The following is a 19,443-nucleotide window of genomic DNA, read 5'->3' on the forward strand; positions in this document are numbered from 1 at the left end:
GTCAGGACACCAGCATGGCCTGAAGTTCCAGAGGATTGGCCGACCGGCCGCCCAGGTCATTCATGAAAAAGCTGAAATAGACATCCATATCCTCAAGAAACCTGTCCAGTTGTGCCTGATCCTTCACATAGGGTGAGCCGCCGATCATAAGGCTGGAACTGTGATAGGCGTAGTTAAATACCTTGTGGCCAATGGCATGCATACGCCGGGTCATGCGAATGTGATCTTCCGCCCGGATGCCCTCCGGGGTCAGGGGAATACGCTCCAGCAGGGTAAGTTTTGACAATACCCCGGCCATCAGAGACCTGAGACCGGACTGACCGGCGAGCAGCGGATAAACTGTACTGCCCCAGCGGGCCAGCAGACCATCATATCCGCGGCTGTTGGGCAGTTCCAGGAATTGCCGGTTGCCATATTCAAAATAATAGGGCTCGACGGGCAGTCCCCGGAAATCGGGTCCCGTATCATGCGAAAAATCAGTATCGGCCACCACGCTGGTATCAATTTCATAGCCAAGCTCTGCCAGTATCCTGCCGGTATTAGGGCCAGCGCCATAGCGCCCGGCCTTATAGATCACCGGACGCCGACCCGTCTTGCGCTCAATCAGGTCCGTCAGGGTCTCAAGCTTGGCCTTTTCCAGTTCATAGGGCAGATTGCCCGGGTAGGAATTGCGGACACAGACCTCTTCCTCATAGGGCGGATTAATCCAGGGATGCAGATGGGTGCCGATCAAACAGCCCCCCTCTTCCATCCATTCCCGCAGGATACCGACAGCCGTATCATCCTCCGCCACCGCATGATCAATCACATAAGTGGGAATGATGTTGTGTTTTCTGAAAATATCCTGCGCCAGATACTGGTGAGAAATACAATTTACGGAACGGCTGTCCCGGTCAAAGGGGGCGGCCCAGTCGAATTCCTCTTCCGTATCAATCACCACAGTCAGAAGCGGCTGGTCACCATCAAGATGGGCTTTCTGGATATTTTTCTTGTCAAACATGTCCGGTTATCTTCAGGACTTCTTCTTGGGAGAATATTTACGGGGGTCGAACTTTTCCTTTTTGGTGTCCGTATAGTCATCCTGCTTCACAGACAGATACATAACGTACAGGATCAGAGCAATGAAACCCGCAAGAACTATCTCGAACATGTGACCTCCAAAAAATTATGATATAATCACTATTTAAAGCTTAGCGGTTTCAAAAATGTTAACTAATATCCACTAAAGACCATACTGCGGACAATAACAGAAAACCGATCCATGCGTGACATATTTCTAAGTCTCATTATTTTTGGCCTGATCCCGATCATTCTCAAGTTTCCTCATGTGGGTGTACTGGCCTGGTCATGGATTTCCTATATGAATCCGCACAAGCTGGCCTATGGTTTCGCGTTCTTTTTCAACTTCCTGGATTTTCTCGCTGCGGCCACGATAGTGGGCTTGCTGATCACCAAAGATAAAAAATCACTGCCCAAGCATCCGATCGTCTGGCTCCTGGGCCTTTATGTAGCCTGGGTAAGCATCTCAACCCTGATGGCCATAAACCACGAAGTGGCGAACCCCAAATATATCACCGTTATCAAGATCATGCTGTTCACTTTCGTGACCATGCTGATCATGCAGTCAAAGTCACGTATCAACGCCCTGATCTGGGTGATTGTCCTGTCCATTGGCTTCTATGCCTTCAAGGGGGGGATATTCACCATTCTCACCGGCGGCGGCGGCAGGGTATGGGGCGCCCCGGGCAGCTTTTTCGGGGACAACAACCATTTCGCGCTCGTGCTTCTGATGGTCGTTCCGCTGACCTATTACCTGTACCAGAACGCCGAACATAAATGGGTACGGCTTGCCGCCATGGGCCTTGTGATCTGCGAGATACTGTCCATCTTCGGCACTCAGTCGCGTGGTGCTCTTATCGGCATGGTCTGTATGTTCTCTTTCTGGGCCTATAAATCCAAAAAGCTCGCTATTGTCCTGTTTTTATTGCCGTTTCTTGCCCTCGTCGCCTTCTTTTTTATGCCCGACAGCTGGAAGGCGCGCATGACCACAATCGAGCACTATGAAGAAGATGCCTCTGCACAGGGACGTATTACAATGTGGCGGGTGGCCATCAAGGTGGCCAACGACAATCCCATTTTCGGCGGCGGCTACAATGTCTTCTATGACGAAGGCGTAAGAGCCAGATACTTGTTGCCAGGGGAAGTAGGACGCGCGGTACACAGTGTACATTTCGAGGTTATCGGGGAGCAGGGATACGCCGGCTATCTGATCTTCCTGCTGCTTGCCCTCACAACCTATGCGACCGGCAACACCATCAAAAAACGATCACAACAAAGACCGGATCTGAAATGGTGTGGCGATCTGGCGGAGATGATACAAGTCAGTATGATCGGTTATGCCAGCGCCGGAGCCTTTGTGAATCTGGCCACATTCGACCTCTATTATCACCTTCTGGCAATTATGGTGATGACCAGGGTTGTACTCCAGAAAGAACTTGATAAAACAGAACAGAACGTAGAGGCAGTCGCCAGGGCGGCAGCAATGAGGAAAATCTGATCATGACGAAAATTATCCATCTGATTGCGGCCGCGAGGCCGAATTTCATGAAAATTGCCCCGCTCTATCATGCCCTGAGCAAACAGGACTGGTGCGAGGTGAAGATCATCCACACCGGCCAGCACTATGACGCCAACATGTCGGACAGTATATTCGCAGACCTTATGCTGCCCCAGCCTCATTTCCATCTTGGCGTAGGTGGCGGAACCCACGCTCACCAGGTCGGCAGTGTCATGATCGCCTACGAAAAAATCTGCCTTGAAACGGAACGTCCGGATCTTCTTGTCGTGGTCGGGGACGTGAATTCCACTGCCGCCTGCGCCCAGGTCGGTACAAAACTTCATATTCCAGTAGCTCATCTGGAAGCGGGTCTGAGAAGCGGCGATCGCCGCATGCCGGAAGAAATCAACAGGCTGGTCACGGACGCCATCGCCGACTATCTCTGGACCCCGTCACCGGATGCCGACGAAAACCTGCGTAAGGAAGGTCATCCGGACAGCCGCATCACCCGTGTCGGCAATATCATGATGGACAGCTTCGAGCTGCTCAGGGACCGCATCGAAAGCGAGAACACCCCCGCCAAATTCGGTCTAACTCCAGGAGACTACGGTGTCGTCACCATGCACCGTCCGTCCAATGTTGACGAAAAAGACACCCTGACGTCCCTGATGGAGCAGATCATGACTGTCGCAGGGAAGATAGACCTGCTGTTTGCGGTACATCCGCGCACCCGGAAGAATCTGGAAAAATTCGGCCTCTGGGACAAACTCAACAATACAAAGGGCCTAACCCTGGTGGAACCGGTCAGCTATGCCCCGTTCATGAGCCTGGTCAAGGACGCGAAACTGATCATTACGGATTCCGGCGGCATCCAGGAAGAAACCACCTATCTGGACATCCCCTGCCTGACGCTCCGGGAAAACACAGAGCGCCCCATCACCGTCACCCAGGGTACCAACAAGCTGCTCCCGACCACACAGCTTCTGGAAAATGTTGACAACGTCCTTTCTGGAAACTGGGTATCCGGAACCAAACCGGATCTGTGGGACGGTAAAACAGCAGACAGAATAGTCTCGGAAATCTCCCGCGTTTTCTCTCTTTGACATGCCCGGCGAAGGGACAAGCCCATGAGCAGCGAACCGAACACATCTGACGGCGCCATTGCCTCCCGGGTCATGAAAGGTGCTGCGTGGATGGCCTTTACCAGGTTTTCCACCCGCATGCTCGGCATGCTCAGTACCATTGTCCTGGCCCGCCTCCTGATCCCCGAAGATTTCGGTATTGTCGCCCTGGCCTCCTCTTACTACGCCATTCTGGAAGGCATGAGCCAGCTCAATTTCAGGCAGGCACTGATCAAATATCGCGATACGGACAACAATGATTATAATACGGCATGGACGCTAAACGCCTGTCGCGGCGTCCTGTTGTGCCTGATTATTGCTGCAAGCTCGCTCTTTGTTCCCGACCTCCTTAACGAACCGCGCCTGGCATCGGTGATCCTGCTGGTGGCCATGATTCCGTTGATCGACGGATTTGAAAATCCGAAGTTTGTCATTTTCGAGAAAAACATAGACTTCACCCGGGAAGTGATCATTACCCTGGGGACCAAGGTCATGGTGCTGATTGTCACCATATATCTGGCATACAGCATGCGCAGCTACTGGGCCCTGATCATCGGGCTGGTATTCGGGGCAACCAGCCGAATGACCATCAGCTATCTTATGATCCCCTTTCTGCCCCGGATCAGTTTTGCCTCACTGGGACGTCTGTTCAGTTTCTCCGCCTGGATGTCCGGCGTCAATGTGCTGCAGTCCCTGTCCAACAATCTGGACAAATTCTTTGTCGGTTATTTCCTGGGAACAACCGCGACAGGCATCTTTCATATCGGTAAAAGCGTAGCCTTTATGCCTACGAATGAAATGGTTATGCCGCTCAATCGGGCACTTTATCCGGGCTTTACCCTGATCGTGGACAAAAAGGACTATATGCGGGAAAAAGTACTGGAAAGCGCCCAGTTTCTGGCCGGCCTAAGCCAGCCTCTCGGCATAGGCTTTGCGCTGGTCGCCCCGGAATTCATGTATCTGGTCTATGGGCCGAAATGGCTGGAATCCATTCCCATTGTCCAGATTCTTGCCTCCACCTCCGCCTTCAGCATCATCGGTTCAATCGGCATGTTTGTCGCCATGGCTCACGGCCGGACAAAATATCTGTTTTTCCGGCAGCTTGTCGTTTTCATAGCGCTGCCTGTTTTCGTGATTACCGGTGTCCATTACGCAGGCTTTATCGGCGCCATCTATGGCATGGCCGCCAGGCTCATTCTGCAAATGCTGCTCAATATGTTTATTGTCCAGAAGCTGCTTGAACTGCCACTGCTGCGTCTTCTCTTTGCCCCCTGGCGCAGCATGGTTTCGGCGGCCCTGATGGCGTTGTGCCTTTTCACTCTTGACCGGTTCCTGCCCCATGAAACCATCGCAGACAAATCCCTCACCCTGGCGGTTAAAGCCATCGGCGGAGGGCTGATTTATGTAATCACCCACTACCTGCTGTGGCTGATGGCCGGAAAACCCAAAGGGTTCGAACAAAGGCTTGCGGGGATTATCGAGAATAAATTTCTGAAACGGAAAACAGCCTAGCCAGTCTGACGGGCCGCAGAGTCCTGCTTTTCCCGCAGTAACTCGCTCTTGCGCTTTTTCTCGCTCTCGGACTTGAGCTGGCCACAGGCGGCAAGGATGTCTTCGCCGCGGGTCTTGCGCACCGGCGCAGAAATACCGGCTTCAAACACAATATCGGAAAAGCGCTTGATCTGCCTGTTCGTGGAACGCTCGAACTCGGACCCGGGCCAGGGATTGAAGGGGATCAGGTTGACCTTGGCCGGAATTTTATAATCCTTCAGCAACTTCACCAGCCGGCGGGCATCATCGTCACTGTCATTGATATCCTTGAGCATGATATACTCAAATGTGATGCGGCGACTGTTGGTGACCCCTGGATAATCGGCACAGGCCTGCAGCAGTTCCTCAAGCGGGTATTTGTTGTTGATCGGCATGATCCGGCTGCGGGTTTCATTGTCCGTGGCATGCAGGGAAATGGCCAGGTTCACCCCGATTTCCTCCCCACAGCGTTTCATTTCCGGGACAACCCCGGAGGTGGACAGGGTAATGCGCCGCCTGGACAGGCTGATGCCGCCCTCATCCATGATGATCTTCAGCGCCTTTTTCACATTGTCGAAGTTATAGAGCGGCTCGCCCATGCCCATCATCACAATGTTGGACAGCATGCGTCCGTCTTTCGGCGTCGGCCATTCACCCAGATCATCGCGCGCGACCAGAACCTGCATGACGATTTCCATCGGGCTGAGGTTGCGGACAAGCCGCTGGGTTCCGGTATGACAGAATTTACAGGTCAGCGTACAGCCCACCTGGGAAGAGACGCAAAGCGTGCCGCGGTCTTCCTCGGGAATAAATACCGTCTCGACCTCGTTGCCGTCCGGGAAACGCATCAGCCATTTGCGCGTGCCGTCCACCGAGACCAGCGCCTCAATGATTTCCGGCCGGCCGATTTCAAAATGTTCGGCAAGCTGGGCCTGCATGGTTTTGGAGATGTTGGTCATCTCGTCAAAGCCCTTGGCGCCGAAATGGTAAATCCAGGACCAGATCTGCTGGGCCCGCATGCGGCATTGTTTTTCCGACACACCGATCCCTTTCAGGCGATCGACGATTTCAGCGCGATCAAGCCCGATCAGGGTGCGGTCTTCCCGGAACTGCGGGCTTGGCCCGACAACCGGTTCTGTGCCGAGAGGTAATGTCTGCATATCCTTGTGCCCTTCCGGGCCTCCAGTCAACTTTCCCGCTGAAATCAGCGGCAGGCCTTTGTAATGGCGTTATGTGCCGCCGTAAAGCCGGAAAGTGAAAAATGGTAGCTGGTGGCATTGCCGCGGCCACTGGTGGCCCTTATCGTCAGGTCATTGCCCCGCTTCATGGCCGTCGCCATGGCGTTGTCCTGTTTGGAATCATATCCCCAGGCCCCGTCGCCGGAAGTGAACATCTTGAAGGTGCGCTTCTTGTCGATCACCATGGTGACCGTCGAATCCTTCTTGAAGCTGTAGCCGACCACAAAGTTCAACTCATTGGAAATCTTGCGTTTTGGCTTGTGAGACACGGTAATAAAGGGATTACCGTGAGACAGGCTGGCCGGCATTTTTCGCTTGGGTACAGAGATCATATAGCAGACCGTCTCACCGTCGCTTTTTTTGAGCACAAAAGCATCCCAGCTTTTAAAGCTGCCCAGCAACTGGCGACTGTCCGCCAGCGCCTCGCCGGTCGTCAGGGAAAGCATCACCAGCAAAAAAACAAAAGCGGTACAAACTGTCTTCATATGATCCTCTGATTATCTTGATTTGCGCTACAGTAACAAACTGGCGAATCACCCTCAAGCCCGTTTTAGCCTGCATCATGCAAAAGCATGTCATTATATTAGGGGGTATAGCCGTCACTGTTCAACCTGTAACCGGGAAAATGGACCAAATTTTGATCATTTTCCCGATAGGCAAATAATGTGGGTTTATACTCTCCCGATTGACCGGCTTTTTGCATTGCACCATCCATAGTCTGCCAGTAATGTGTCTCAATTGATCCCGGTACCTAAGTATCACTAGGCGTAATCCGGCGTTTGTATTATGTGTGTGCCGATCGAAAACCATAAAAAAACCGGTTGTCAAAACCGGACAACTTCAAAGCCAAGTTCAGGAGGTTGAACAATATGAGGAAAGTTTATGAGAGTGCCGAACAGGCCCTTGAGGGTATTCTGTTTGACGGCATGACCATCATGGCCGGGGGCTTCGGCCTGTGCGGCATCCCGGAGGAGCTGATCTTGGCGCTCAGGGATTCCGGCACCAAAGACATCACCGCCATCTCCAACAACGCCGGTGTGGATGATTTCGGGCTCGGCCTGCTGCTGCAGACCCGGCAGATCAAAAAAATGATCTCCTCCTACGTCGGTGAAAACAAGGAATTCGAGCGCCAGTACCTGAACGGCGAACTGGAACTTGAATTCAATCCCCAAGGAACACTCGCGGAACGCTGCCGCGCCGGCGGCGCCGGCATTCCCGGCTTTTACACCAAGACCGGTGTCGGCACCCTGGTGGCCGAAGGCAAGGAACATAAGGACTTCAACGGCGAGACCTATATCATGGAAACCGGCCTGGTGGCCGATGTGTCCATCGTCAAGGCCTGGAAAGGCGACAAGGAAGGCAACCTGATTTACCGCAAGACCGCGCGCAACTTCAATCCGAACATGGCCACCGCCGGCAAGGTCACCGTCGCCGAGGTGGAGGAACTGGTGGAAGTGGGTGAGCTCGATGCGGACCAGATCCATACCCCCGGTATTTTCGTGCAGCGGATCATCGAGTGCAAGGCGCCCGAGAAACGCATCGAAAAAGTCACCACCCGCGCGAGAGGAGAATAATCATGCCCTGGACAAGAGATGACATGGCCAAACGGGCCGCGCAGGAACTGGAAGACGGCTTCTACGTCAATCTGGGTATCGGCATTCCGACCCTGGTCTCCAACTATATCCCGGACGGCATGGAAGTGACCCTGCAGTCGGAAAACGGCATGCTGGGCATGGGCCCCTTCCCTTACGAAGGCGAGGAAGATCCGGACCTGATCAATGCCGGCAAGCAGACCATCACCGAGCTGGACAAAACCAGCTATTTCTCCTCCGCCGACAGCTTCGGCATGATCCGCGGCGGCCATATCAACATGGCCATCCTGGGCGCGATGCAGGTGGCGGAAAACGGCGACCTGGCCAACTGGATGATCCCGGGCAAGCTGGTCAAGGGCATGGGCGGCGCCATGGACCTGGTCGCCGGCGTGAAAAAAGTGGTGGTCATCATGGATCACACCGCCAAGGACGGCGCGGCCAAGTTCCTGAAAGCCTGTGACCTGCCGCTGACCGGCGCGGGCGTGGTCGACATGCTGATCACCAATGTGGGCACCTTCACGATCACCCCGGAAGGCGTGACCCTGATCGAGCTGGCCCCGGAAGTGACCGTCGAGGACGTCAAGGCGTCAACGGAAGCGCATTTTGAGGTCGCCGCCGGACTGGCGTAAAGAGCCTTTACACAGATTGAAACGAAGAAGCCGGGTGATAAACCCGGCTTTTTTTGTTGAAGAACCTACATCCCGAACGCCAGGAACGCCGTGGCCGCCGTCCCGATGATCGCGGTAATGATGGTCGGGCGGCGGTAATTGGGCGCCAGCAGGCCGACAAGAAGCCCGCCAACCACGGACAGGAACAGTACCGAGCCCACCGCAATCAGATAGGTGCGGAAGATACGCGGACCGTGGCCCATATGCAGCTCCATCAGGCTATATTGCCAGTCCGGCTCGTTCAGGGTCGCCTGCATGCTGTCTTCGCCAACTTCGAATTCCACAAAGGTGCGCGAGGTCGGCCGGGTCAGGAAATTATTGCCCCTGTCCTTGATATATTCGAAATCCACGTCAATATTCTGGGCCGCCAGCAGGCTACGCACATCTTCCTCAAGGGTTGGGCTTTTCGGATCCAGCATAGTTCCGGCCGGAAGCTCTATCGGGGTGCGGGTGACTTCCTCCTTGAACCCCGCCACATGCATACCGCCGGAGATGGCCATCAATAGGAAAGCCGGGGCCAGAAAAGCGGCCAGATAAAGATGGGCAAGAACCAGGAAACGACGAAGCTTGAGAGTATTCATGTGGAATGATCCCCGTAAAATTATTATCAGAACTATGTTATTTATACTCGACCCGGCTCAAAATCCGACCCCAAAAATGAAAAAGCCGGATCAGATGACCCGGCTTTGAATAATTTTGACTGTGACTGAACTTAACCGAAGTTCTTAGCCACAAAGTCCCAGTTCACCAGGGCCCAGAAGGCCTTCAGGTAATCCGGGCGCACATTGCGGTAATCGATGTAATAGGCATGCTCCCATACATCACAGGTCAGAAGCGGGGTCACACTTTCATCGGTCAGCGGAGTTGCCGCATTTGAGGTGTTGACGAGGGCCAGGGAACCGTCGGCTTTTTTTACCAGCCAGGTCCAGCCTGAGCCGAAGTTATTGACGGCGCTGTCGGTGAATTTGGCTTTAAAGTCCTCAAAGGAGCCAAAGGCCGCGTTGATGGCGTCGGCCAGGGCGCCGGTCGGGGCGCCGCCACCGTTGGGGCTCAGCCCTTCCCAATAAAAGGTGTGATTCCAGACCTGGGCCGCATTGTTGAAGACGCCGCCTTCGGAAGCCTTGACGATTTCTTCCAGGGATTTGCCGGCAAGGTCGGTGCCTTCAATCAGGCCGTTCAGCTTGACCACATAGGTGTTGTGGTGTTTGCCGTAATGATATTCCAGTGTTTCTTTCGAAATATGGGGCTCGAGGGCGTCCATAGCGTAAGGCAGAGCAGGCAGTTCAATGGTCATTCTCTATTCTCCAGTTTTTAATATACCCTAGTTCAAAAATCTGTTCGGCGCGCAAAAAGGCCCCGCAGACCCCCGCAGGTCTGTTTGTCCCTCATTTATCAATACTACCGATCAGAAGGCCGATGCGGCCCACTGAATGGATGGAAATATACTTTATCCATCCACTGTGACAGTCCCGTGATCGGGAAGATTTCCCCCGGGCCCCTGTTGCCAAACATATAGGTAATCATGCCTTGTCTCTCAAGATGGAAAATGGAATTTTTCCGGAAAAAGACACAAGGCGCTGATTAAATGTCACTATTTCGCCTAGCGGATCGTCAAGTAAAGGGAAGGAAAAAATCCGCTTGGCCCCTGCACAGAAATATCCCATAGTCCTGACAAGAGTTTTCCACATGTTCACAAGCCCGTGTTCCCCGCAGACGGAAGTTCCAGATGTCCCCGAGTAACATCACCACAAGCAACTACGGCAGGGCCATCGCCTATATGGCAGGCTATGCGCTCAACTATGCTCTGCTCTGGGCCCTGGTGCGTCATCTTTCAGCGGATCTGCATCCCTTCCAGCTGGTATTTTTCCGGACGTTCCTCGGCTTGTTATTCATTCTTCCGGCGCTGCGGCATCTTGAAATATCCCAGTTTAGAAGAATACCGCGGCCACTTTATTTCTTCCGCGCCATTTTTAATATCACCTCGGTATTTGGCGCCTTTTATGCGGTCAGCCACATCTCCCTGGCCGATGCCGTCGCTTACAGCTATCTGGCCCCTATCTTCGCCACCATCATGGCGGCGGTTTTCCTTGGCGAAAAATTCCGCCTTGCCCGGATGATGGCGGTGCTCTGTGCCTTTGGCGGCATGCTGATCGTGCTGAGACCCGGATTTCAGGAAACCGGCCCGGGCGTCCTCGGGGCCCTGACAAGCGCCCTGTGCTTCGCCGCCACCATGATCAGTGTGAAAAAACTGACCGGTGAAGATCCCCCGGCCGTGGTCACTTTTTACGGCTTTGCCCTCGGCACCCCGATCAGCCTGGCTGTCGCCCTGTTTTTCTGGCAATGGCCGACGATCGGTCAATGGCCCCTGATCCTGTGCCTCGGGCTGTTTTCCTCCATTGCCCATGTGTGCATGGCCCGGGCTTTCTCCCTGGCGGAAATGACGTCCGTCCTGCCCATGGACTTCACCCGGCTGATCTTTGCCGCCCTCATCGGCATCACCCTTTTCGGCGACCCGTTCGATGTCTATACCTGGATCGGCGCGGCCATCATCCTTACAAGTTCGGTCTATGTGGCTTACAGGGAAAACCGCAAAAGCAAAATCCCCGAGGCCCCGGTGTCATAGCTTTTGACAAGCCCGGCCACAGCAATTAACCTGTTGACACAGTTATCAGTTTTCCCGCAATCCGGATGTGTTTATGACCCCTGCGCCGCTTCAGAAAAACAATGTCATGCTCGGCTCGGCCTATATGCTGACCGGTTGCCTGACCTTTTCCCTGATGGGTGGACTGATCCGGGAACTGGCCGATGGCGGCATCCACCCGCTGATCACCGCCTTCTGGCGCACCTTTTTCGCCCTGTGCATTATCTTGCCGCTGTTCTGGAAAAGCGGCATCATCAAGGGGCTGAAAACGGATAGGCTTGGCTTGCATTTACTGCGCGGCACACTTTCAAGTTTTTCCGTGATGGCTAATTTTTACGCCTTCAGCGTCATTCCCCTGGCCGAGGCCGTCTCCTACAGTTTCGCCACCCCGATCTTCACCACCATACTGGCGGTATTCATCCTCAAGGAAAAAATCAGGCTGCCCCGCATTCTCGCCATTGCGGCAGGGTTCGGCGGTATGCTGGTTCTGCTGAGACCGGGACATGCCCCCCTCAGCCCCGGTATTGCCGCGGCCCTCGGCGCTGCCGTTACCGTCGCCCTGGCAATCGTCATTGTGCGTATCCTCAGCCGGACGGACAGCCCCCGGGTCATTACGGTCTATTCCCTGTTGTTCACCCTGCCGGTCAGCTTTGTGTTTGCCCTGCCGGTCTGGGTCTGGCCTGACGGCCGCACTCTGCTCCTGCTTGTCTTTACCGGCCTGCTCGCCAGCATCACCCAGCTTTCCCTGTCAAAGGCGCTTTTCGAAGCCGAGGCCAGTGCCCTGATGCCGCTGGACTTCACCAGGCTTATTTTTTCCGCACTGGTTGGGTATTTCCTGTTCGCCGAACAGCCGGGCCTCAATACCTATATCGGCTCTGCCATCATCATGGCCAGCGCCCTTTATGCGGCGCACCGGGAACGCATTAACGCGCGTCGGGAAAAAGGCCGGGTCCCGCCCGCAGCAGAGGCAACGATAAAACCCGGCGGAGAAGGCCTTTGAGCGAGGTCCCGGCCCCGCGGCCCCAGAACAATTTGCATGGCATCCTGTTCATGATTGCCGGCGGCCTGTGCATGTCCGTCAACAGCATCTTCATCCGTAATGCGGGCCATAGCCTAGGGGTTTTCGAGGTGGTGTTCCTGCGCTCGGTGGTCATTGTCACCTTCGCCCTGCTTTTTTCCCGCAGCTTCACCCTGGAAAGCCTGAAAACACAACAACCCAAACTGATTGCCGCGCGCAGCATGCTTATGTGCCTGATCGTGCTGGCCAATTTTACCGCTATCATGTATCTGCCGCTGGTCACCGTAACTTCGATCCAGTTCACCCGGCCGCTTTATCTTGTGGTGCTGGCCGCCCTGTTCCTGGGGGAAAGCGTCAAACTGCCCCGCACCATCGCCACCCTCATCGGTTTTGCGGGGGTGTTGATCATCCTACGCCCGGGTAGCGATAGCGATATTCACTGGGCCATGACCCTGCTTCTTGCCGGCACCATGGCTTCAAGCATGAACGCCATCGTCACCAAAAAACTGACTGTTACCGACAAAATCAGCAACATGATGATCTACAGCAATTTTGCCGTGATTGCCATGTGCGCCCCCATTGCCATTTACTACTGGATAATGCCCGGCTGGATGGACCTTTTGTGGCTGCTCGGCCTTGGCGCCATGTCCGGCGGCACCCAGTATTTCGTCATCCGCGCCTATGACCGGGGAGAAGCCACCGTGGTCGCCCCCTTCGACTATATGCGCATTATATTTGTCGCTCTGATTGGCTATTTTATCTTTGATGAACTTCCGGATATCTTCACCTGGATCGGTGCCTTTATCATCATCGTCTCCACCCTGTTCATCGCCTGGCGCGAGGCACAATTGAAAAAGAAAATCGGCAGCGAAAATTCGCAGAAACAATAGCTCGACTTTTTTCCGCCGCTGCATTATATGTTACTCAACAGTAACATCATTCAAGAGGGAAACATGGATATTCAAGGTAAAGTCGCTGTCGTCACCGGCGCCGCCTCGGGACTGGGAGACGCCACCGCCCGCGCACTGGCCGCCGCCGGGGCAAAAGTCGCCGTCTTCGATCTGAACCGTGACGGCGGGGAAAAAGTCGCCTCTGCCATCGGTGGTGTCTTTTTCGAAGTTGACGTCACATCCGAGGACAGCGTCACGGCTGCCCTGGACGGGGTTGAGGAGAAACTGGGCGCCCCCCGTATCCTGGTCAACTGTGCCGGCATCGCCCCGGCCCAGAAAACCGTCGGCAAGGAAAATGCCCCGCATGATTTCGACCTGTACAAAAAAGTGCTGGAAGTCAACCTGTTCGGCACCTTCAATACCGTGCGCCTGACGGCGGCCCGCATGGCGGCACAGGATCCTCTGGACGGCCTGGAACGCGGTGTGATTGTCAACACAGCCTCCATCGCCGCCTTTGATGGCCAGATCGGCCAGGTCGCTTATGCTTCCTCCAAGGCCGCCATTGCCGGCATGACCCTGCCCATCGCCCGGGATCTCTGCAAACTGGGCATCCGCATCTGCACCATCGCGCCGGGCATTTTCGGCACCCCGATGCTGCTCGGCCTGCCCCAGGAAGTTCAGGACAGCCTTGGCGCCAGCGTGCCCTTCCCCAGCCGCCTCGGCAAGCCGGAAGAATATGCCGCCCTGGCCCAGCATATTGTGGAAAACCAGATGCTGAACGGGGAAACCATCCGCCTTGATGGCGCCCTGCGCATGGCTCCTAAATAGGCTGTCTATGGATTACAAAGCAAAAAAAGGAGCCTCGCGGGGCTCCTTTTCTTTTATGCTGGGTGGCACTCAGCTTGCGGAACAGTTAATCACCATCACATCCCGGTTAAGCCTGCGGATTATTTCCTCGCTTTTATTACCGCGCACAGCCGCCATGATCCCCTTGCGGGATAATGTTCCAATCACAACAATGTCCGCATCGATATCATCTGCTACAGTGGAAATGATGGTCACCGGATCCCCCTGTTGAACATGGATATTTTCCTGCACCGTATCAGTTTCCCTGAGCAGCATGGCCCGGTCCGGGAATTCCATGGTGTCCTCATAGGCATTAACCACATGTTTCTCGGCGCCGTAAGAATTGGCCATCATGCGACTGACTGCCAAAATATTTTCATTCAGTTCCACATAACGGGGATTGTCGGTCTGCATATTGACTGCCGCCAGAATGGTCTTACGATGCATCTGGGCTGATGGATGAACAATCAGCACCGGGCACGGCGCCACCCTGAACAGGGCCCAGCGGGAGGCGGACAATTCATTCTGGTGTTTTTCAGTGGCATAATCCGACATTATGATCAAGCCGGCGCCATACCTGTCCACCGCGGCCACTACCGACTTCTGCCAGTCTTCGGTCCAGAAGACCTCGGCCGTGTAGTGGATACCGGCTTTATGCAGGGGTTTTACCAGATCGGAAAACCAGTCATTATTGCAATGAAATTCAAAGGACTCCCGGCCTATATGATCCATTTCCACGGTAATGAAGAGATGGATACTGACCCCGCCATCGATGATCTCATTCATCAACAGGGCGCGCCTCAGAGCATATTGCACCTCCTCGGCCGGATCAATTATAACAAGCACTTTACGCAGTGACGGGGTTGTTTCAGTCATGGTGGCTCTTCCTTCAGTAGGATTTTATCTGCCCCAGACTGCACCCCAAGGATCCCGCGGTCATTGATCCAGGCCAATTGACTGTCTTTTTACTGGAAAATCTGACGAAAATCAGGCTGCCGCGTGGTTCATGTATCTGGCCAGCTGCACATCCTTCAGGGTAAGCCCGCCGGCGCTATGGGTGGTCAGTGTCACTTCGACCCTGTTATAGACATTGGACCATTCGGGATGATGATCCATTTTTTCCGCCCGGAGCGCGATCCGGCTCATAAAGGCAAAGGCCTCGGCAAAATCCTCGAATTTAAAGCTCTTGCAAATCGCCTCCCGGTCCGCGACCTTTTCCCAGCCGGGAAGCTCGGCCAGGGCCTCGGCAATATCGCTGTCGTCTAGTTTCATGCATGTGCCTCCTTGAGAAGATTTTCAACATACTGTGGCACAACTTCCGTCGCGGGGCCATAACATGTTTCTTCAAACAGGCTGTAGCCGTCGGAGGGTTCCCGGTTCAGCTCTACCGTATGGGCGCCTGCATCCGTGGCGGCCTGAATGAACCCGGACGCCGGATAAACCTGTCCCGATGTACCTATAGAGATAAAAAGATCTGCATTTTCAATGAACTGGGCGATTTTATTGAGATGAAAAGGCACCTCGCCGAACCAGACGATATGGGGCCGCAATTGCCCGGACTTTGTGCACAGCGGACAAACCGTCTCTGTCACCAGATCATCCCACCAGTCCATCACCTGACGGCAGGATCGGCAGCGTATCTTGCCCAGTTCGCCGTGCATATGGCAGATATTGCGGGAACCCGCCTTTTCATGAAGATCGTCCACATTCTGGGTTACCAGCAGGATTTCCCCCGGATATTCCCGTTCCAGCCGGGCCAGCGCCATATGGGCCGCATTGGGATGAACCGTTTTGACCGCTGCCCGCCGCAGATTGTAAAATTCATGCACCATTTCAGGGTCCCGGGCAAAGGCTTCCGGGGTGGCCACCTTCATCAGGTCGTATTTTTCCCAGATACCGCCCTTGTCACGGAAGGTATCAAGTCCCGATTCAGCGGAAATTCCGGCCCCGGTCAGAATGATAATTCGTTCAAATTGGGTCATAATGCCTCGATTTCTTGCGTTGGTGAACCTCCCATCATATATAACAATGTGAAACTTATGGTATCTTTTGAGGAAATTTCTAAGACATGCTCAGGGTTTTGTTCGTCTGCATGGGAAATATATGCCGTTCACCGATGGCCGAAGGGGTCTTCCGCCACCAGGCCAACACCGCCGGAATCAGGGACGGCCTGCTGCATCATCTGTTCATCGATTCCGCCGGCACCACCGGCTATCATGCGGGTGAAAAGCCGGACCCCCGGGCGCAACAGACAGCGTTCAAATATGGCATAGATATCAGTGGCTTGCGGGCCCGTCAGGTCACCCGGCAGGATTTTGCCGATTTTGACTACCTGCTGGCCATGGACCGGGAAAATATCCGCAATCTGGAACGCATGGGCGACCCAGCCCATCACCACAAGGTCAGGCTGTTTATGGATTTTGCCGAAAACTGCCCCGGCATTACGGAAGTGGACGACCCCTATTATGGCGGTGCGGAAGGATTCGAGCGGGTTTTCGACATCATCGAACGCGGCTCCACCGGTCTTTTGAAATATCTGCAGGAAAATCACGACCTTAATTAAAGGATACACCCCGGGCATGGCGCCGTATGGTGGACCGGAAATCGGACAATCCACTCCCGGTTTCTCTTGAATTCTGTGCCCATTGTGACAATATAACAGCCATACGTGCCCTATAAGTACCAAGACTCAGGGAAATGACTTTTAACAAAGGGATAAAATACCAATGGTAGAACGCGATACCCACTATTCACCGACAGGTGTCCGCACGGCGGCCCAGATAGACGCCGGCCTGCGAAGCTATATGCTGACCGTCTATAACTACATGGCCATTGCCCTGGCCGTGACAGGGTTTGTAGCGCTTGGCGCCTCCCAGAGCCAGGAGCTGATGCAGCTCATTTATGCCACACCGTTGAAATGGGTGGTGATGCTGGCCCCGCTCGGCATGGTGTTTTTCTTTGGCAAGGCGCTCAACAGTTTCAGCGTCGCCGGGGCGCAGATGTTCTTCTGGGCCTTTGCCGCCCTGATGGGGCTGTCCCTGTCCTATATCTTCCTGGTCTATACCGGCGCCAGTGTGGCCAAAACATTCTTCGTCACGGCCGCCGCCTTTGGCTCCCTAAGCCTCTATGGTTATACGACCAAGAAAAATCTTTCCGCCATGGGCTCCTTTATGGTTATGGGCCTGTTCGGCCTGATCATTGCCATGGTGGTCAATATCTTCCTGCAGTCGGCCATGATGGACTTTGTCATTTCCGCCGGCGGGGTTTTGATTTTCGCCGGACTGACCGCCTGGGACACCCAGAAAATCAAGCTGATGTATATGGAAAGCGACCATTCGGACGTGGCCAGCAAAAAGGCCATTATGGGCGCGCTGACGCTGTACCTGGACTTCATCAACATGTTCCTGTTCCTGCTGCGCTTCATGGGCAACCGCGAATAGCAGCGGACAAAGAAACGATGGAAGCGGCCCCCTGTTGGGGCCGTTTTTATATGTGCCGGGAAAATATCCGACAGAACCATTTTGCCGTTGCACTGCGGGGAGTTTTGAACTAGTCTCCGGCCTGTTCCGGCGATATACTGCCGGTTCGATACTGGAAGCACCCGTAGCTCAGCTGGATAGAGCGCTGCCCTCCGAAGGCAGAGGTCACAGGTTCGAATCCTGTCGGGTGCGCCAATTTTCTTCAATCAATTAGACTGATTGGATCTCGTTTAATCTCTGCATCCTGATAAATTGGTTTGCCTAAAGAGTTGTGTAGGTACAAACATAACTTATGAAGGGTTTCAGGCAGCAAGACAGTTCGGAAACCGGTTTTAATATATCGATCTAAAATCGCTTCACCAAGGAGATCAATTTGACCTGCCTGTACGGAATTAAATAAAAGTCCAAATTCCTTGGCCTTTTTTCGAAGCGCCTTCATGTCGTGACCTAAGTCTTTGCTTCGGAGCTCTTTGATGGTGACTCCATTAAGTCGGAGGGATGATTTCAGGTAAAGCTCCAGGGCATGAGAATAGAGAAAACGAATTGGGGAATCTGGGTGGGTAGCCTGAATATTAGTTTTACGAAGGGCAGCCGCGCTGGAAGCATATGAGTGAGCGTAATGAAAAAAGCCAACCGGTGTTTCACGATCCTCATTTGTCATTTGCAATTCTTTCTTTTCCCAAAGGCCGCTCCATAAATATGCACTTCCCCTCCCTTCTTCCCCATCACATCGACCACTTTCCCAACATCTGCGGGCCGGGCGGGATTTCCCGGTCCAGGGCGGCAAACTACTCAGGAGGGGCTTTTGCCTCCAGGCTATCCGGATCAATCCCAATGGTTTGCATACGCTCGCGCCAGCGTTGATAGGCAAGGGCCTGCATATCTTCGACCTTGTCCAATTCATCGGTAATTTCAAGGCCTATGAGCGTCTCCACCACATCTTCAAGGGTCACAATGCCCTGAACAGTGCCATATTCATCCACGATAAGGGCGATGTGGCCCTGTTCACGCATCAGGCGGTCATAGGCATCAGAGGCGCTTACCTGATCGGAAAAAACAACGAAATCACGCCGGAATTCAGAAAGCGTCCTGTCGAATTGGTCTTTGGCCTGTGAAATCAGGAGATCTGTTTTCAGGACATATCCTGTGACCTCGTCACGGGTCCGACCAAAAACTGGGATGCGGGAAAAGGGAGCATCGGAATGGGCGTCAAAGAAGTCCTGCACGCTCCGATCCTCCTGCACCGAGAAAATGACAGGGCGCGGGGTCATGATATCGCGCACAGAGAGGTGCCGCAGCTTCATGAGGTTGGAGACGATCTGGTGCTCCTTAACATCCAGAACGCCTTCTTCCCTGCCAATTTCAGCCATAGCCTGAATCTCATCCCGGCTGAAGGAAAACGCGCTGGCCCCGCCGGAGGAAAGCAGACGCGTCAGTTTTTCCGAACACCAGACAAAAGGGTACAGGCCAAGAGTGAGCCAGTGAATAAAAATTCCAAACACAGGCGCCAGTTTTTGCCAGTAAACAGCGCCAAGTGTTTTGGGGATGATTTCCGAAAAAATCAGGATGAGCAAGGTCAGGATGGCGGAGGTCACACCAAGATAGTTGTTGCCAAAAACATATGCGGCCTGGGCGCCAACCCCTGCTGCGCCGAACGTATGGGCAACGGTATTGGCTGTCAGGATCGCCGCCAGGGGGCGGTCGAGATCATCCCGCAAGCGTTTGAGGACTTTGGTTGAGCGGCTTTTTTGATCCAACGCTGCAATAAAGGAAGGCCTTACAGACAACAAAACCGCCTCCGCAATCGAACAGAAGAAAGAAACGCCGATCGCCAAAAACAGGTAAAAGATCAAAAGAGACATA

At 54.0% G+C, this 19,443-nt stretch carries 21 protein-coding genes, 1 tRNA gene and 1 pseudogene; 12 read left to right on the top strand and 11 right to left on the bottom strand.

The features are described 5' to 3' along the window. Nucleotide 1 precedes the first annotated feature (1 nt). Entirely contained in the window at nt 2-1,000 is a 999-nt protein-coding gene (locus ACN0YD_RS09110; RefSeq protein WP_417319027.1) for a polysaccharide deacetylase family protein, read from the bottom strand. 12 nt (nt 1,001-1,012) lie between these two features. Continuing rightward, entirely contained in the window at nt 1,013-1,150 is a 138-nt protein-coding gene (locus ACN0YD_RS09115) for a hypothetical protein (RefSeq protein ID WP_417319029.1), read from the bottom strand. A gap of 111 nt (nt 1,151-1,261) precedes the next feature. Here ACN0YD_RS09115 and ACN0YD_RS09120 point away from each other — a divergent pair, with 111 nt between their 5' ends. Genes ACN0YD_RS09120 through ACN0YD_RS09130 form a run of 3 tightly spaced genes read left to right on the top strand, consistent with a single transcriptional unit; the run spans nt 1,262 to nt 5,190 of the window. After that, the gene (locus ACN0YD_RS09120; protein ID WP_417319031.1) at nt 1,262-2,557 is read left to right on the top strand and encodes a putative O-glycosylation ligase, exosortase A system-associated; all 1,296 of its coding nucleotides are present in this window, start codon (nt 1,262-1,264) and stop codon (nt 2,555-2,557) included. Between the two features lie 2 nt (nt 2,558-2,559). After that, nucleotides 2,560-3,660, top strand: a complete 1,101-nt coding sequence (gene wecB, locus ACN0YD_RS09125; protein WP_417319033.1) for a non-hydrolyzing UDP-N-acetylglucosamine 2-epimerase — start codon at nt 2,560-2,562, stop codon at nt 3,658-3,660. Between the two features lie 24 nt (nt 3,661-3,684). Next, nucleotides 3,685-5,190: a lipopolysaccharide biosynthesis protein gene (locus tag ACN0YD_RS09130; protein WP_417319035.1), complete on the top strand. Its 1,506-nt coding sequence runs from the start codon at nt 3,685-3,687 to the stop codon at nt 5,188-5,190. Here ACN0YD_RS09130 and rlmN read toward each other — a convergent pair. Then, complete coding sequence (rlmN, locus tag ACN0YD_RS09135) at nt 5,187-6,368, bottom strand: 23S rRNA (adenine(2503)-C(2))-methyltransferase RlmN (RefSeq protein ID WP_417319037.1); 1,182 nt, start codon at nt 6,366-6,368, stop codon at nt 5,187-5,189. The genes ACN0YD_RS09130 and rlmN overlap by 4 nt on opposite strands. Before the next feature lie 44 nt (nt 6,369-6,412). After that, nucleotides 6,413-6,931: an invasion associated locus B family protein gene (locus ACN0YD_RS09140; RefSeq protein WP_417319040.1), complete on the bottom strand. Its 519-nt coding sequence runs from the start codon at nt 6,929-6,931 to the stop codon at nt 6,413-6,415. A 384-nt stretch (nt 6,932-7,315) separates the two neighbouring features. Between ACN0YD_RS09140 and ACN0YD_RS09145 the strand changes: the two genes are divergently transcribed. Together ACN0YD_RS09145 and ACN0YD_RS09150 are read left to right on the top strand one after the other, a co-directional pair. Then, nucleotides 7,316-8,020 carry a CoA transferase subunit A gene (locus ACN0YD_RS09145; RefSeq protein ID WP_417319042.1) on the top strand — a complete coding sequence of 235 codons (705 nt, stop codon included), beginning with the start codon at nt 7,316-7,318 and terminating at the stop codon, nt 8,018-8,020. Nucleotides 8,021-8,022: 2 nt separating this feature from the next. Continuing rightward, complete coding sequence (locus tag ACN0YD_RS09150) at nt 8,023-8,667, top strand: CoA transferase subunit B (RefSeq protein WP_417319044.1); 645 nt, start codon at nt 8,023-8,025, stop codon at nt 8,665-8,667. 65 nt (nt 8,668-8,732) lie between these two features. Here ACN0YD_RS09150 and ACN0YD_RS09155 read toward each other — a convergent pair whose 3' ends face one another. Next, a complete protein-coding gene (locus ACN0YD_RS09155; protein ID WP_417319045.1) occupies nt 8,733-9,287 on the bottom strand; it encodes a hypothetical protein in 555 nt (184 codons plus the stop codon). Nucleotides 9,288-9,418: 131 nt separating this feature from the next. Continuing rightward, nucleotides 9,419-10,000, bottom strand: coding sequence for a superoxide dismutase [Fe] (gene sodB, locus ACN0YD_RS09160; protein ID WP_417319047.1), 582 nt, complete (start codon nt 9,998-10,000; stop codon nt 9,419-9,421). A gap of 432 nt (nt 10,001-10,432) precedes the next feature. Between sodB and ACN0YD_RS09165 the strand changes: the two genes are divergently transcribed. The 4 genes and pseudogenes from ACN0YD_RS09165 (at nt 10,433) to ACN0YD_RS09180 (ending at nt 14,083) form a co-directional block, all read left to right on the top strand. Next, nucleotides 10,433-11,329 carry a DMT family transporter gene (locus ACN0YD_RS09165; protein WP_417319049.1) on the top strand — a complete coding sequence of 299 codons (897 nt, stop codon included), beginning with the start codon at nt 10,433-10,435 and terminating at the stop codon, nt 11,327-11,329. A 106-nt stretch (nt 11,330-11,435) separates the two neighbouring features. Continuing rightward, a pseudogene (locus ACN0YD_RS09170) lies at nt 11,436-12,236 on the top strand (DMT family transporter); the annotation flags it as partial. A gap of 107 nt (nt 12,237-12,343) precedes the next feature. Further along, nucleotides 12,344-13,255 carry a DMT family transporter gene (locus ACN0YD_RS09175; RefSeq protein WP_417319051.1) on the top strand — a complete coding sequence of 304 codons (912 nt, stop codon included), beginning with the start codon at nt 12,344-12,346 and terminating at the stop codon, nt 13,253-13,255. Between the two features lie 63 nt (nt 13,256-13,318). Continuing rightward, on the top strand, nt 13,319-14,083 hold the full coding sequence (locus ACN0YD_RS09180; RefSeq protein ID WP_417319053.1) for a 3-hydroxyacyl-CoA dehydrogenase: 765 nt from the start codon (nt 13,319-13,321) through the stop codon (nt 14,081-14,083). A 69-nt stretch (nt 14,084-14,152) separates the two neighbouring features. Here the strand turns inward: ACN0YD_RS09180 and ACN0YD_RS09185 are convergent, their stop codons facing one another. From ACN0YD_RS09185 to ACN0YD_RS09195, 3 genes are all read right to left on the bottom strand, one after another. Beyond that, nucleotides 14,153-14,977: a universal stress protein gene (locus tag ACN0YD_RS09185; protein ID WP_417319055.1), complete on the bottom strand. Its 825-nt coding sequence runs from the start codon at nt 14,975-14,977 to the stop codon at nt 14,153-14,155. A gap of 111 nt (nt 14,978-15,088) precedes the next feature. Continuing rightward, nucleotides 15,089-15,373 carry a 4a-hydroxytetrahydrobiopterin dehydratase gene (locus ACN0YD_RS09190; protein WP_417319056.1) on the bottom strand — a complete coding sequence of 95 codons (285 nt, stop codon included), beginning with the start codon at nt 15,371-15,373 and terminating at the stop codon, nt 15,089-15,091. Then, entirely contained in the window at nt 15,370-16,083 is a 714-nt protein-coding gene (locus ACN0YD_RS09195; protein ID WP_417319058.1) for an NAD-dependent deacylase, read from the bottom strand. The genes ACN0YD_RS09190 and ACN0YD_RS09195 overlap by 4 nt, the downstream gene beginning before the upstream one ends. Nucleotides 16,084-16,169: 86 nt before the next feature. Here ACN0YD_RS09195 and ACN0YD_RS09200 point away from each other — a divergent pair, with 86 nt between their 5' ends. The 3 genes from ACN0YD_RS09200 (at nt 16,170) to ACN0YD_RS09210 (ending at nt 17,775) form a co-directional block, all read left to right on the top strand. After that, nucleotides 16,170-16,664 (top strand): low molecular weight protein-tyrosine-phosphatase, encoded by a 495-nt coding sequence (locus ACN0YD_RS09200; protein ID WP_417319060.1) that lies wholly within the window; start codon nt 16,170-16,172, stop codon nt 16,662-16,664. Nucleotides 16,665-16,827: 163 nt separating this feature from the next. After that, the gene (locus tag ACN0YD_RS09205) at nt 16,828-17,541 is read left to right on the top strand and encodes a Bax inhibitor-1 family protein (protein WP_417319062.1); all 714 of its coding nucleotides are present in this window, start codon (nt 16,828-16,830) and stop codon (nt 17,539-17,541) included. Nucleotides 17,542-17,698: 157 nt separating this feature from the next. Next, nucleotides 17,699-17,775: transfer RNA gene (locus ACN0YD_RS09210), tRNA-Arg, on the top strand. 7 nt (nt 17,776-17,782) lie between these two features. On the opposite strand, the gene ACN0YD_RS09215 is transcribed toward ACN0YD_RS09210, so the two are convergent. After that, a complete protein-coding gene (locus ACN0YD_RS09215; protein WP_417319064.1) occupies nt 17,783-18,241 on the bottom strand; it encodes a hypothetical protein in 459 nt (152 codons plus the stop codon). 127 nt (nt 18,242-18,368) lie between these two features. Beyond that, nucleotides 18,369-19,442: a CNNM domain-containing protein gene (locus tag ACN0YD_RS09220; protein ID WP_417319066.1), complete on the bottom strand. Its 1,074-nt coding sequence runs from the start codon at nt 19,440-19,442 to the stop codon at nt 18,369-18,371. Between the last annotated feature and the right edge of the window lies 1 nt (nt 19,443).

This window comes from Emcibacter sp. (assembly GCF_048269205.1).
In the GTDB taxonomy this organism is placed as follows: Bacteria; Pseudomonadota; Alphaproteobacteria; order Sphingomonadales; family Emcibacteraceae; genus Emcibacter.